The sequence below is a fragment of the Paenibacillus sp. J2R1T-4 genome (assembly GCF_059692235.1).
This window is the reverse complement of sequence record NZ_JCAUBA010000020.1, coordinates 67,788-82,269: the sequence shown is the minus strand read 5'-3', so window position 1 is coordinate 82,269 and position 14,482 is coordinate 67,788. Positions and strand designations below refer to the sequence as shown.

11 protein-coding genes are annotated in these 14,482 nt (G+C 41.8%); 8 read left to right on the top strand and 3 right to left on the bottom strand.

Annotated elements, in window-relative coordinates; all coding sequences use genetic code 11:
• The first annotated feature begins 133 nt into the window (after positions 1–133).
• From AC58QD_RS26150 to AC58QD_RS26120, 7 genes are all read left to right on the top strand, one after another.
• Positions 134–904: a hypothetical protein gene (locus AC58QD_RS26150; protein WP_497337975.1), complete on the top strand. Its 771-nt coding sequence runs from the start codon at positions 134–136 to the stop codon at positions 902–904.
• 607 nt (positions 905–1,511) lie between these two features.
• On the top strand, positions 1,512–2,018 hold the full coding sequence (locus AC58QD_RS26145; RefSeq protein ID WP_497337974.1) for a MerR family transcriptional regulator: 507 nt from the start codon (positions 1,512–1,514) through the stop codon (positions 2,016–2,018).
• On the top strand, positions 2,015–2,455 hold the full coding sequence (locus tag AC58QD_RS26140; RefSeq protein WP_497337973.1) for an SRPBCC family protein: 441 nt from the start codon (positions 2,015–2,017) through the stop codon (positions 2,453–2,455). Before AC58QD_RS26145 ends, AC58QD_RS26140 begins: the two co-directional genes overlap by 4 nt.
• 4 nt (positions 2,456–2,459) lie before the next feature.
• Complete coding sequence (locus AC58QD_RS26135; RefSeq protein ID WP_497337972.1) at positions 2,460–2,900, top strand: SRPBCC family protein; 441 nt, start codon at positions 2,460–2,462, stop codon at positions 2,898–2,900.
• Positions 2,901–3,266: 366 nt separating this feature from the next.
• On the top strand, positions 3,267–3,920 hold the full coding sequence (locus AC58QD_RS26130) for a response regulator transcription factor (protein WP_497337971.1): 654 nt from the start codon (positions 3,267–3,269) through the stop codon (positions 3,918–3,920).
• A gap of 2 nt (positions 3,921–3,922) precedes the next feature.
• Positions 3,923–5,320 carry a sensor histidine kinase gene (locus AC58QD_RS26125; protein ID WP_497337970.1) on the top strand — a complete coding sequence of 466 codons (1,398 nt, stop codon included), beginning with the start codon at positions 3,923–3,925 and terminating at the stop codon, positions 5,318–5,320.
• 69 nt (positions 5,321–5,389) lie between these two features.
• Positions 5,390–5,872, top strand: coding sequence for a hypothetical protein (locus tag AC58QD_RS26120; protein ID WP_497337969.1), 483 nt, complete (start codon positions 5,390–5,392; stop codon positions 5,870–5,872).
• A gap of 358 nt (positions 5,873–6,230) precedes the next feature.
• Here the strand turns inward: AC58QD_RS26120 and AC58QD_RS26115 are convergent, their stop codons facing one another.
• Positions 6,231–10,151, bottom strand: a complete 3,921-nt coding sequence (locus AC58QD_RS26115) for an NHL repeat-containing protein (RefSeq protein WP_497337968.1) — start codon at positions 10,149–10,151, stop codon at positions 6,231–6,233.
• Positions 10,152–10,386: 235 nt separating this feature from the next.
• Positions 10,387–11,784, bottom strand: coding sequence for an ABC transporter substrate-binding protein (locus AC58QD_RS26110; RefSeq protein WP_497337967.1), 1,398 nt, complete (start codon positions 11,782–11,784; stop codon positions 10,387–10,389).
• Positions 11,785–12,381: 597 nt separating this feature from the next.
• On the opposite strand from AC58QD_RS26110, the gene AC58QD_RS26105 reads away from it, so the two are divergent.
• On the top strand, positions 12,382–12,843 hold the full coding sequence (locus AC58QD_RS26105) for a DUF8821 family protein (protein WP_497337966.1): 462 nt from the start codon (positions 12,382–12,384) through the stop codon (positions 12,841–12,843).
• A 123-nt stretch (positions 12,844–12,966) separates the two neighbouring features.
• On the opposite strand, the gene brnQ is transcribed toward AC58QD_RS26105, so the two are convergent.
• Positions 12,967–14,307 (bottom strand): branched-chain amino acid transport system II carrier protein, encoded by a 1,341-nt coding sequence (gene brnQ / locus AC58QD_RS26100; protein WP_497337965.1) that lies wholly within the window; start codon positions 14,305–14,307, stop codon positions 12,967–12,969.
• Between the last annotated feature and the right edge of the window lie 175 nt (positions 14,308–14,482).

The following is a 14,482-nucleotide window of genomic DNA, read 5'->3' as shown; positions in this document are numbered from 1 at the left end:
ATTCACCGGACACATCCCACCGCCTAACTGCCGAAAGCGGCAGCCGGACCTTAAGGCGCTGGGACGTCGTGAATACAGGAACGTTATACGAAATTATTAATTCAATATAACATGAAATGGAGAAGTTTCTGGGATGGATTACATTAAATTGCTCCATAGATATTCGTTACTAATATTTAAAGAAACAAGTCTTCAAATTATATTATTCTTGGATATTGTAGGTGCACTTACTTCATATTTTACATTAATTAAAGTACCTCTATGGGTCTTGCTTTGTTTTCCTGTTTTGGGTATTTTCATGGCTGGATTTGGGATTTTCCGGAGATCTAGCCCAGAAATAAAGATCAAACTACCCCTACATGATGATATTGAACTAGAATTTGCAGGTGGACACAACGACTTAACTCAGATGTTTAAAGTTAGTATAAGATCTTACTTATGTAATTTTGGGTTACAGACTGGTTCTCTTGAAGCAATTAAGGTAGTTTCTTCCGGAATCAATCAGATTACCGATGATTATCTATTAAAAAAATTAGAAATAGAAATAGGAAAATCAAAATTAACTATTGAAAAAGTCATAGTTTATGGTTCATTAATTGATAAAGAATTGGAATTTCCAATTATTTTGAAGCCTGATACAATGGAACCCTTTTATATTACATTTCAAATTTACTTTAAATCTTATAATCAGGATAAAATTAATGAAGCTATTAATTGGTTAAAAGAAATTAACTTATATATTGAATATAAAGTAACCGAAAATTATGGGACTAAGATTAAACGAGTGCAATTTCCAATTAATACAGACCAACTAAATGAAATCAAAATAAAGGCTATAAAACAAAGGAAGGAGTGGGAAAAAGCTTTTAATAGAAAAAATATTAGTCTTGAAGAAGACGACTAAATTACGGGGTTGTTTTTATTTGGTTTGCGTTATAGGAAATATCAAATATGCCGTACACTATATGAAAGTCGTGCTAATGGATGTCATCGCTTTTTTTGCGATCGGGGCGGGACTGTTGTATTTAACACACTGGATCGCAGGGACGCCTCCCGTGGTGTAGTCTTGATACAAACAGCGTCGAAATGGATGCTCGTCATCGGCATCGACTTTCTGATCGGCGTCTCCAACTTCGTCTGGCCGAAAAAGGCGAAATCGGCCTGAAACGCTGCCGCCTCCTTAGTTAAGCGGTTTTTCTTATGCACCTCGGCTGATTCCGTTGTTGAAATGATACGACTAAAAACAACTTAAGTAATTTCGCCTTAGAGATGATATGCTGAACCGTACCATAAGTGACGGCGAAATTTTCAAAATACTCGAATATACGCTTGGGGACTCCAAGCGTATATTTCTTATAAAGTGGCATTAACGAGCGCCGCGGCGGAGTTTTAGCCGTTAGACATAATAGCTTGTGTTCAAAATCAGGGGATTTCGCTTGCACCTTACGTAACGTAATGTTTTATAATAGAGCTACCGGTACATAGCTAGCGCCAAAGAGTGGAGATGGTTCATGAAGAGACATTGGAAGGTCGGAGATCTCGCCAAGCTGACGGGGCTTACCGTACGAACCTTGCGGTTTTATGATCAAATCGGGTTGTTCTCTCCGTCGGGACAAACGGAATCCGGCCACAGACTGTACAATGAATTGGACTTGTCGCGATTGCACCAGATATTATCGCTTAAGGAGCTGGGTTTATCGCTTGAGAAGATTAAGTCGGCCTTAATTGGCGGGCAGATCAGTCCGCTTGAGATCGTCAACCTGCAGATAAACCAAATCAAAGAACAGATTAAACTGCAGCAGAAACTATTGGAGCAGCTCAGACATGTATCCAAGCTTATGCAGGGCAAGGCAGAATTAACGGTTGAAGATTTCACGAGCCTTCTGCAAGCGATGAAGAGGGGATTTGAGAAACCGGTCATTGAGCGGCAAATGAGTTGGGAGCGACATTTGGACCTGTTGGGAGACTTTCTTGCCGAGGAGAGCGGAATTCCCAAACATAAGGAGGAAAATCAATGAATGAACGATTCGTCAAGCATGGAACCTTCGTCGTCGAGCGGACTTATGCCGCTTCGCCGGAGAGGGTTTATCACGCATGGGCCGACCCGATTGCCAAAGCCAAGTGGTTTTCGAAGCCAGACATCTTCGATTTCCAGGTCGGCGGGCGCGAGTACAGCAGCGGTGGGCCGCCGGAAGGTCCGATCTTTACCTTCGACGCCAACTACCAGGAGCTTGTTCCAGAGCAGCGCATTGTCTATACGTACACCCTTGATTCGGGCGGCATACGCATCTCCGTCTCGATCACAACGGTCGAGCTTATCAAGTTGGAGGGCGGTACGAAGCTGATTTTCACGGAGCAAGGTGTGTTCTTTGACGGACGCGATACGCCGGAAGTACGGGAACACGGTACAAACGTCATGTTGGACGCACTGGGTAAGGTAGTAGAAGGGAAGTAGGAACATGACTAAAGGTGAAAATGAACTTATTGCTACACGCGAGTATGATGTGCCGCGGGAGCTCGTGTTTCGGGCCTGGACATCTCCCGATTTGTTAGCCCGATGGTGGGGGCCGCAAGGCTTTACGAATACGTTTCACGAGTGCGATATGAGATCGGGAGGTACGTGGCGGTACACCATGCACGGACCAAATGGCGTGGATTATCCTAACCATAACGTCTTTGTTGAAATCGTGCCGCCGGAGCGGGTCGTGCTTGATCATCTGTCCGGCCACGAATTTCGGGTAACGGCTACCTTCGAGGGCCTCGAGGGCCGCACTGGGGTCACCTTCCGTCAACTTTTCAAGAAAAAAGAGGAGTTTGAACAAGCTAAGCCGTACTGCATAGAAGGTAATAAACAGAACCTTGACCGGCTTGGCAAGCTGCTGGCGGAATTGGCCTACTAGCTTTGCAAAGTGATATCGGCTTTGAACTGCCACTTATGTAATGACTCAAAAATTGTCGCTGTTCACGTTCCCTGTCGGGAATCGGACGGCGATTTTTATTTTAGTAAAGGGAGGACGGAGGTGGTAGAGATCTGACAGCCTATCAAGGCGGATTTTTCGCTGATCGCCCCGTTAAGCTGAACCGTACCACAAGTAACGGCAAGTTTTTGCCTTATCATAAATAAAGGTAAAAATTGTGATAATGGGTATTTAAATTCCTTTGAATGGATGAACTTCAGTGGGGTAAGACTGTAGGATAAAGAATTTTACAACTCTATGATAACTTTCTATTACAGAATTGCTATCATGATACCGAGGTGTATTCTTATGGCGAAAATACTGATTGTAGATGATGAGAAGGCAATTAACGATTTGATTGCCGTAAATTTAAAGATGGTCGGGCATGAGTATGTCCAATTGTATAGTGGAGATCAAATTTTGAAAACATTAAATGAGACGCGAATCGATTTAGTCATCCTGGACGTGATGCTGCCTGGCAGAGACGGCTTTGAAATCGTGCAGGATATTGTGAAACGCAACGTACCGGTTATCTTCTTAACTGCAAGAAATACGGTTTCTGATAAAGTGTATGGCTTGGAGATCGGAGCGGAAGATTATATAGCCAAGCCTTTTGAAGCAGTGGAACTCATCGCTCGTATCCATGTCGTTTTAAGAAGGAACCAAAAGGCCGCAAACGAATTTAGGCTGGATGACACCATAGTAGATTTGGAAAAGCATATGGTAACTGTTCATGGACAAGAAATCGAAATAACCAATAGGGAATTCCAATTATTGGATCTTCTCGTACAAAATAAAAATATCGCGCTATCCCGTGAGAAAATTATTGAGCAAACATGGGGTTTCGATTTTTATGGAGATACAAGAACCGTTGACGTGCATATTCAGAAGCTGAGAAAGAAACTAAATTGGGAGACCCGGATCAAAACGGTTTATAAATACGGTTACAGGCTAGAGGTGTAGAGATGAAGTTCTGGCAGAAAACGTATCTGTGTGTGTTGATTGTATTTCTGATCGCCTTCGACCTTGGAGCTTATGGACTGTTAAAAAAGAGTTACCAACTAAACGAACAGTTGGATATCTCAAGAGGCGTTAGCGTATACGGGAGCATCGAAAAATCATTAAGCTATATCCTTCGCGTATATACTGAACGTACTGGCATTACCAACTATGAAACGATAATTGCTAGTTTTGCAGCAAATTATTATAAAGAGGATATCCTTTTAGAGGTTTACCAAGCGGATCAATTGATCTTTTCCAATGCCTACCAATTTGTAGGGGATCGGGCAGAACTGGATGGGGATCCATACCAATCCGTATACAGAAAGATGAATGATGAGCTATGGCTGTTTATCGGCGGGAAAATGGAGTTCCAGGATTTAAAACTCGTTATCTCTAGAAAATCTGATTATTTACAGGAATATTATATTACTTTGCGACAGTATTTCATTACATTGAGTGTTGTGGTTTCTTTGGTTTTATCGGCAGCGCTTATTTTTCTAGTATTTCAATTAACCGCACCCATTCGCAGGTTAAACAAAGGTGTAAAGGCGATTGCCGCAGGAGCGTATGATCAACGAGTGAAAGTGAGAGGGAACGACGAATTCGGGGAATTAGCACAAGATTTTAACAGGATGGTTGATGCTGTTTCCAATCATATTGAAACGATCAAAAAGGCGAGTGAAGACAAAGAAATATTCATCAACAACCTCACTCATGAACTTAAAACACCCATTACGGCTATAAAGGGATATAGCGAGTTTTTGAATCATGCCAATTATAATGAGGAAGAAAGGAAAATGGCGGTCCAGTACATTCATGAGCATATTGCGCGGCTGGACGTCCTCTCAGGAAAAATGATGCAATTGTTATATTTGAAGAGTGAAGAGGTTGCCTTAGAGCCTGTTCATATCGAGAAGCTGTTTTCATATGTGGTAAACATGGAGCGGCTTCATCTAGAGGCGAAGCAAATGACGATAAGAATGGAGTGCTCGGCCGACGAAGTCTATGGAGACCAAGAACTATTACAATCCTTGTTCATTAATTTAGTAGAAAACAGCATAAAAGCTTCCTCGTTCGGGGGGGAGATCCAAATGAGAAGTTACCATTACGACGAAGGCGTTGTGCTTGAAGTGTTGGATTATGGAAGAGGCATACCTGAGAAGGACATTGAGAAAATTACAGAAGCGTTTTATGTAGTAGACCGATCCCGTTCAAAAGAACTGGGTGGGATTGGGCTTGGCTTATCCATCTGCAATCAGATTGCCCATCTCCATCATGCAAACCTACAAATCGATTCAAAAGAAAATGAATATACAAGGGTCTCTGTTTATTTTACAACTCCATTACAACTTGAAGATTAGTTCATAACGCGGCCCCATTATACTTGGTTTGTAGCTACGAAATACCAAAAATATTGGAGGTAATGAAAGATGAGAAAAAAGATTATCACAGCAGCACTGACTGTAGGAGTAGCAACCGCTTTGATTGCAGGAAACGGCGTTATGACGACATTTGCTTCTTCATTGGACGATGCTCAAAAGGTACAGGTCATCGGTAAACATCAGCAGCCCGAAATTGCACAATTCGAAGATGCGCCAGTGAACGTAAAGGAAGCGGTTGTGATTGCGGAGAAAGCGATTCAAGAAAAATTTAAGGTTCCATTAAATGGCTTTAAAATTTCCTGTGATTTGGGCACCCGAGTAGACATGGAAGGAACGTTTTATTTTGTAACCTTTTCAGATTCAGAAATGGATAAGCTTTCCGACGACGAAATCATCGAAGCAAAGCGGAAAGTAAAGGCAGGTAAAGATCACGGCTATAAGAGCGATATTTACATCGCATTTGTAAACGCCAAAACCGGGGAAATCGTTTCTGTTGAGAAAAATCCAACGGCACCAAAAGGAGCTAATTAAATCACAACGAATCGCCCTTTTAATTTTTTGGGGACATGAAGCCTCGGGTCGTATAAGATTATACGAACCGAGGTTTTTTATTAGAGGTAAATCAGTCTGTCTGATAAGGACTTACAGCAACAAAGAAAAAGATGTTAGAGTAGCTTAGAAAAGGATATACACGCTTTGTTGCCTGAAAACTTGCCGTTAAAGACAGCGCGGTGAACCGTATGGCTTTTAGCCAAATTGGATGGTGGCAACCTTGGGTTGCGGGGTATTGCAACTATAGTTAATCACAAAATTTAATAGAGTGGGACGATGCCCACCCTATTGTTAACTAACTTTTCAATTCATGATAATTCCACTATTATTCATTCCATTATTTGCTCGATCCCGTAGGAACCGTAACAATAGCTGTGGCAATCGTTACATTGCCTGCTTTGTCCGTAATTGTATAAGTAACCGTGTAGACTCTCCCATTTCCCTTCCCGGATCTTTCGCCGCGTAAATCGAAGCTGAAATCAGTTGCTCCGTAGGACGCATTCTGAATATCATTTTCTGTATCTCCATCACCTAAGCCATTATCAGCCTCGTTACTTGTAATGGAAGTAAGAACGACCATATTCACACCAGGTTGATCATCTGCATTTACTACATCCGCAGTAATTTCAAACATCTTATGATTATTTTCATTAATTACATTTCTACTTAAATTAACAATCGCCGTTGGTGCTACTTTATCGATGTTAGTGATTTCGAAGCTTGCTATTTCCGACTCTGATCCCAGAGCACTTACAGCTTTTGCTTCGATGATTCCATTTGTACCGACTGAGAAAGGTCCGTTATAGGACTGCCAATCTGCACCACCTATGCGATAAAGCTTTAGATTATCATTACTTTCGAATTGAATCGTTACTATTATGTCCGTATTGGTTAATTCAGTTTGATCTACTGTAATAATTGGGGTTTGCGGTAGTGGTGCTACTGTAATTTCAATAGCCTCCGAAGTTTTAACTACTGCATCCTGTATTACTGCCGCAGTTACCAAGACTGTACCTGCTTTTAATCCAACTAATGTATCATTCTCCACTTTTGCAACTGACGGGTCGCTAACTGTATAACTGACCTGGGTGCCATCAGCATTACCGGTTAACCCGTTAACTAGCTTAAGGGAAACTGTTAAATCAGTCGCCTTTCCCACCTCGATTGTTGATGATTCCGCAGTTAGAATAGCTTCGCTCATCCTAACGGGTATCTTCATCATTTGCGCTCCATTCTTATAGTAAACACTGCCATCGGGTCCAAGCGCCATTACATGCACTAAAGGACTAACTAATTTGTTGTAAGCTAGGGTGACTGGATCAAATACGATTAACTGACGGCCGAGCGTCGTATACAGCAGACCGTCTGGACCCCAATACAGGAAGAATGGTCGCCAATTACTAGCTTTCTCACCAGTTGGTAACACTTTGCTCCTTAATATCTCTTTAGTAATTGGATCCATAACGAACAATGCAAATGAGCTGCTTGCTCCAACTGATTGCCCCCACATGGCTCCGTACAGATTACCATCGGGTCCAATACTAAGCTCGCCAATCATCTGAGGTGTAAAACCAGGGACATCTGGAACAAGCTCAGCGGTTTTAGTCGCAGTTGCTACATCCCACTCGAACATCTTGGCAACCGTTTCTGAAGGGTCAATTCCAAGTCCGCCCCATATCGACGTACCTCCGTATACTTTTCCTTGCTTATAAGTTAAACCAATGACACTTTGATTTTGTACAACATTACGATATGTGTTCCAGCTGTTTGAAGGCTCATCATACACCGTTAAAGCGCCCCCGAGCTGCTGGTAGTCCGCGACCGAACCTACAAACAATTTATTCTCTCCGCTTGTAAACGTAAACGTTCTGCTCTGTCCTTCTGGAATGTCATGAAAAAATCCTGGATTAACTCCCAAATCGTAGGGCTTGGCAAGATCGTAGCGCCATATAGTAGCGCCTCCATAAAGTCCGAAATACACTTTGTTATTCAAGAATCCCATTCCTGAAATCTGGTGAGGTTCCTTTTCCTGTTTCTCGAAGTACCCTTTATTCGTGTCATAGATGCTCATTGCCCCCTGGAAACCACCCATATAAAGCTTACCATCGGGTCCTAATTTCATGGAATTGATTTCGATTCCGATTTTTGCTACTTCTGGCTGAGTCTTCTCCAATATGTGAGCGATTGGATCGAAGACCGCATGATCTACCTCGTTCGTCAGCATAACAAGGACTTTCCGACCCGCATTCGGCCCCTCTGTCATCTCAACCCAATCCAAAGCCTTAAGAGACTTTTCAGGAAGGACAACTTTAGGTAGAACAGGTGCTGTCACATTCTGTTCGATGTCGTATGTCCATAGTTCAGATGTATGCTGATTGCGGTAATACATGATATTGGCATCATGCGGAGATGGTGGAGAAATCTTACCATCGGACGCATCTTCATCTTCATACTTTATGTGCTTTACCGTACTGTAAGTGGTTTTGTCAACTTCTTCATTCAATATAAGCAGTGAGGTACCGTGTGTAATGTAAAGCTTGTTTCCGAAAGACAAGATACCTGAGATCCCAGCTCGAATTCCTGTAATGGGAGTTTCGATCTCTGTCGCAACTCCTGTCTCCCTATCAATTCGGATCAGATAACCCGTCGTAGAGATACCTGCGTAGAAGTATTTGTCATTCACTCCCGAACCACGAACGTATTCTTGACCTTCTTTGAGTGTTCCATAATCCGTGTACTCTTTTGTTGCAATGTCATAGACAAACGCCTTGGAATTCGGGTATGTAGACCCGTATATTTTACCATCAGAGCTGGCATCCAGATCCCATATCCACTTGTTGGATGGATTTTCACCAAGGGCCTCCAACTTTTTCTCGATTCTATTGTAGCGGTACAATATTCCTGTCTTAGTTCCTGCTACGTATGCGTTACCGTCCGATCCGACTGTTACAGCCCATATGACGTCTGTGGAAGGTATCGGTGCACTGAACTTGACGTCTCCGCTTAATGCATCCAACACGTAGAATTGAGCAGGTGATCCGTGCACTCCGAAATAGATCTCACCATTACCAATTGCCCCGTTATTAGTTTTGGCAACCACCGTTGCATCCCCAAGGGAAACGGGAGCACCAAACTCATAAGGCATGGTAAGAACTGAAATTTCTTCGAATGTGACATCATCGTAATAAGCCTCAACATCCTTAGTAGCAAGACCTGAATAGAGAAGAATACGTGCCTTCACCGCAGTTCCCGGGGCTTTTCCTTCTGTACGAATCAAGTTCCAACTATTCTTTGGAGTCTCGGATCCTTGACTATTAGAACCGACCTCCTTATTTAATTCATTATAATATTTAATAAAAATTCTCCCTGATCCGTTACCAATGTATAGCTTGGTAGAAGCAGCATAGGTCTTTCCAGCTTCTACTTCTATATAATAGCTATTAACGGAAACAGCCGTGGTATCATTATCATCAATAATTTTGAGGCTGGTCTGACCAGATGCTGCCTGCTCCTGACTTAATGTTACACTTGTATTCGCTCCTAATGGACTTGGACTAACAGTCCATCCTGGTATCTTACCCCCAATAGCAGGTAGTTCAAATCCATTATTCGGCTCATCAGGGGGCACTGTAGACCCAATAAGCTTCTCTACTACAATATCATCATAATAACCTAGGAAAGTGTTATCCCGATGTACATAGAGAAACACGATGGCATAATTCGCTTCAGCCGGCACTGTAGCTTCGCCACCTATATCAAACCATTGTTCTGTGACCACATTTGCTGCAACTGTTTTAAACTTTGCATCACTGAGTATCCTATTAGATTCAGTGATTACGTTTGTCTTATAGTAGCGGATCCACATTTCCACTCCGCCACTCGCATTAGTGGTGCTAAATTCCTCAACATAAGCACTTGCGTTCGCCCGGATTAACTGTCCCGCTTCTACAACAAACGGCGTGCTCTGTACGCCTACATTTTGTTTCACGACATCAAGCTTCAAGCTTTGTTTGCCTGATTGATATACAGCCTCACTCACAGACAATCCTGTCGCCGCACCGCTAGACCAATATTTCCAACCTTCTGGTCTTCCATTGGTTACGCTACCTTCAATATCCGCATTGAAGACTTCAATTGGAATAACTTCATAGTCACTAGCATATACGTTCTCCCCAGAAAATGCCCCGGGTACCATGGTCACTACTAATGCAGTGATCAACATTATTGCCACTACCTTGTTCCATGATTTTCTAATCATAATCATCCTCATCTCCCATTTTGTATTTGAGCCGTATAGCTATTAGAAAACGCTTGCAACAAAAAAAATAACTAAGATATGATCATATTGACCATATCTCAATGTCATCATGATCATATCATGATCATATGTTATATTACAACACCAAAAATAAGTTTATAATCAGCCTAGATATGATCAAGAAGAGGTTATGATTACACAGCAAAAAAAATAGAGAATCCGCTCTCTCCATGTATTACGCATGCACATTACCTTTGTTTTCGAATAGATCCGCTAAGCGACTATAAAACGTATCGGCATCTTCCATACCAGCCCAGAATAGCATTAATTCCTTCCGAATTCGGATTAAATCTTCGTTGTGAAGATTTAATTCGTTCATAAACCTAAACGTCGGAATAATCTCACGATACATATGGTAGCGAGATGGTCGATTTATTGTTTCTGTCCCGACCCATTCAGCCGCCCTTGCTAAACTTGGAATAGAAATGGTTTGCTTTCGAATCATCAATTGTGCTTGATACGATATCATGAAATCCAGTAGTGATCTAGCTGCATTCTTCACCTTTGACTTTGCATTAATCGCTAAGCCTGTGATTAATAGTATTGTCTTAGGTTCTTGAATCGAGGGAAGTGGTGCTACATCATAGGCAACATTAGAATTTCTTAATTTATTCAAACTGAAATAAGTAGATATAATCATTGATACTTTACCGCGCATAAAGAGCTCTTCCACATCAGAATCACTTTCTGAGAAATGTAGTGGTGAATAAGGTTGATTGACAATCAACTTTCGACATAATTCCATACTTTTCACAAAGCTCATCTTTGCAGAATCTCCATACTCTCCGACTTCCCCTAATTTAAATCCATTCTGTAATAGCATCACAGGCCATCTATTACTCGATCGCATATGGTAGTAGAATCCATAGTTCCCACTATTTTCATTTAGTTTGGTAGCAACCTTCATTAAATCGTCCCATGTCCAGCTACTGTTCGGCTCTATAATATCACTATTGGCAAAATGCTCTTTATTATAACACAGTACAATTGGTGAAAAAATGAACGGCAATGCAAGCAGACGATCATTATAATTAAATGCATTTGCAACAAAACTATATAGTCCAGGACTTGGTTCAAGCTCATCCAATAATTTAGATTTAACTTCATCGCGAAAAAAATCAAAATCACTATGATTTATCATTATGACATCTAACCAATCATTGTCGATATATTCCATAACATTTTTAGAGTACTGATCATACGGAAGCATCAGAGTTTGAACTCTAATATGTGGATATAGAGCATGAAAAGCATCAAGAATCTCGTTTAGCTCCGCTTGCCGATCCATCTGGTTGTAGCAACCCATCTTAATCGTGATGACAGCCGAATCTTGGGGGCTAGCTACTTTTGCTCCTACTTTAGGAACCCGTACAATTAAGTTTTCCTGACTTAACATGTCTAAGCCTTTGCGAATAGAATTCTTGCTCAAGCCGTATTGCTTAACTAGATCAGCGTTAGAAGGCAGAAGATCTCCAATCGCATATTTCCCCGTTATGATATTCCCCCGTAAGACCTCAACCATGTGTTCTAATCTTTTATGAAACGTACTTCGTTGTGGTTTATTACTCGGCATTAAATGTACTCCTTATCTATTCTTCTTCTTGTTTAATGCACAATATGTATAATTTTGAAACTACCGAGGGTATGGCCATAAGTCTCCTCCTCTTTATTTCATACTTTATTATAATCGAAAAAGTGAAATAAAACCTTGAATCACTAAATTTGCTGTTATAGTGAGATGGTGAAAAGCTCAACCAGTAATTTCTCTTTAGAGATGATACGGTGAACCGTATCACAAATAAGGGCAAGTTTTTTTAGCACTAATAAGAATGTGGACTAAATGCTAATGCTTCGATAGAATATCATTACTATTGTTGTATTCAGGATTTTATTAAGTCAGATTGGAGAGGTAATAATGGGAAATACGGATAAGTTTGAAATGATAGCTTATATATATGACAGTAGATTTGAGACGATTGAGATAGCGAGATCAAAAAAAGGGCCACCTGAAAAGGATGACCTTTAAACTTGCCGTTACAGACAGCGCGGTGAACCGTATCATTTCCAAAACGTGAACGTTTATAATGAATCAATTTTGGTATAATATTTGGTAGAGAAGAAGACAAAATTTTTGTTTTTAGAAAATTGTGAGAGAAAACGAGGGATGGAAATGTCGTATATCGTTGATTTTAAAAATGTGTCTACAGTTGGGTTAGAATCTTCACCTGTAGTAGAAGCGCTTGCTGGTTTACGTGCAAATGAAGCCCGTTACTTTATGAACAAATACAAGCATGAATTTATGGTTGTACCAGCTAGTGAAAGTCAGGAGAGCCTTGATTATGTGAACCGAATTTTGAAAGAACGTGACATTGAGTTTGCTGCCAAACCTTTAGAAACATCGCGTTTTCAAGTGGAAAATATTCAATTTACCTACGTCTTTTATGAGGATGGTCTTGCGCTCAATGTCATGTATACGGTTGTTGATCCTAAGAAGCGGGCCGTTGGTTTTAAGCTTTCTGAGGGGATGGAGGTACCAAAGGAGTTAGAAGCGAAATTTAAGTTCGCGAGGCAGAAGTCTAAACTAGCCGGAACAATTCGGGGCTCGTTTTTTGTAATTAAAGGACAATATTAGATTTTTTAGAACATGTGTAAATAAAGGTAGATGAGCCAAATGGCTGTCTACCTTTATTTTCTAAACACATTGCATGTGATAAGGCGCTGTTGTCAAAAGCGGTCGAGCGGCGTACTCGCAACTTCAGTCTTCCAAGAGACCGGGAGATTGTCGTCCCTTCTGTCGCTCCGGTAGCAGAAGCCCAATCAGCACTCCCGCACAGGTAGGAATCAGCCAGCCCAATCCGATATTATACAAAGGTAAGTACTGGTTAAAGAAGTCGTGGAGCTGCTCTATACCGAGTGGAGTATCTTCAAGGCCGTCGACCAGGCTGACGAGAAAAGTCAGCAGCAGGCTAACCCTGTATACGGCGCGCTTACCTTTAAACAAATTATGCAAGAATGTCAATAAGATGAGCACGATAGCCAGCGGGTATAATATCGTCAGAACAGGCACGGAAAAATGGATTAATTGCTCTAGACCGATATTGGCCAGCAAGGCGCTGACAACACTCAAGACGATGCAGATACTCTTATACGACATGCCCGGAATGATCTTGTGAAAATAACTGCTGCAAGCGGTGGTCAGGCCTATACTTGTGGTCAGACAGGCAAGCAGCACAGTGATGCCGAGTATAAATCTTCCGAACGTGCCGAAATAATGGCTGGTCACCAAGTTCAACACTTCACCGCCATTGGCCAGAATACCGAAGGCGGATACGCTGATTGCTCCGATATAAGTCAGGGATGTGTAAATAACAGCGAGCATTGCAGCTGCAATCAAGGCCGCCTGGAAGCAGATGAACAGAATGCTTTTACGATCGGTGACCCCTTTCGCTCGAATAGCGTTTATGACGATAATGCCGAATACGAATGCCGCGAGCGCATCCATAGTCAAATACCCCTCTTGAAATCCGTTAAAGAAGACTTGGGAGGCATAACCAGATTTCGGTTCTTGAGGCACGCCTAGCGGATTAGTAACGGATGTTATGGCTAACAATGCGATGCAGGCGATTAATAGGGGTGTCAGTATTTTTCCTACAATATCAACCATTCTTGCCGGATTAATGGAAAGGAGCAAGGTCACCCCGAAAAATAATACAGTGAAGACCACCAATCCTAACGGACCATGCCCCGTTTCGATATAGGGCTTAATACCGATTTCGTACGAAACACTGCCGGTTCTTGGCATGGCAAACAACGGCCCGATCGTTAAGTAAAGCAATGTTGTGTAGCCGAAGGCAAACCAAGGGTGCACGCGACTGGTCAATGCGAGCAAATTTTTCGAGCCGGAAAATCCAAGCGCCAACGTTCCAAGCAAGGGCAGGCCGACGCCCGTGATCAGGAAGCCCAGACTGGCTTGCCAATACTGATCTCCGGCATTTTGGCCCATCATCGCCGGGAATACCAGATTTCCCGCTCCGAAGAACAAGGCGAAAAGCATGAAACCGATTGTCAAAGTGTTACTAAAAGGAATGCGTTGCATAAGATGTCTCTCCTGTATAGAAAAAATATATTATCATTTACATATTTTGACGATCAGACTAAAAGTTGATGTGTCGGAGGCATGCGCCTCAATATTGTATTTGTTCCATATAAATCTACATGATTCGACATGAATTGACAACACCTGATGAAGCATAGCGATACTGGAAAAACTT